Here is a 339-nt window from a genome sequence, read left to right as displayed (position 1 = left end):
ACCGAGTGCGTGGCGAGCTTTTCTGGGCCTCGAGCAACGATCTGGTCTACCAGTTCGACTACACCGGCGACCCCCAGCACGTGGTCATCGACCTGACCGAGGCCGATATCTGGGACGCCTCCACCGTGGCCACCCTGGACGCGATCACCCACAAGTACGCCGCCAAGGGCAAGACCGTCGAGATCATCGGCCTTGACGGATCGAGCCTCGATCGTCTGGACAAACTCTCCGGCCACCTCGGCGACGGACACTGACTCCGCCGCTCCACCCTCGCCACCGGCTTCACCTGAGCCGCCAAGCGATGCTGCGAAATCCCGCCAAACGAAGTTGAGAGTCACA

General features: G+C 63.4%; 1 protein-coding gene. It reads left to right on the top strand.

The window, feature by feature from the left end; translation table 11 throughout:
• Positions 1-254: STAS domain-containing protein (locus CEY15_RS18015; protein WP_141244357.1), on the top strand; the 254-nt coding region annotated here is incomplete at its 5' end.
• Between the last annotated feature and the right edge of the window lie 85 nt (positions 255-339).

This window comes from Dietzia natronolimnaea, assembly GCF_002289575.1.
Taxonomy (GTDB): Bacteria; Actinomycetota; Actinomycetes; order Mycobacteriales; family Mycobacteriaceae; genus Dietzia; species Dietzia natronolimnaea_A.
The sequence above is the reverse complement of the archived record's forward strand: the minus strand, read 5'-3'. Positions and strand labels throughout refer to the sequence as shown.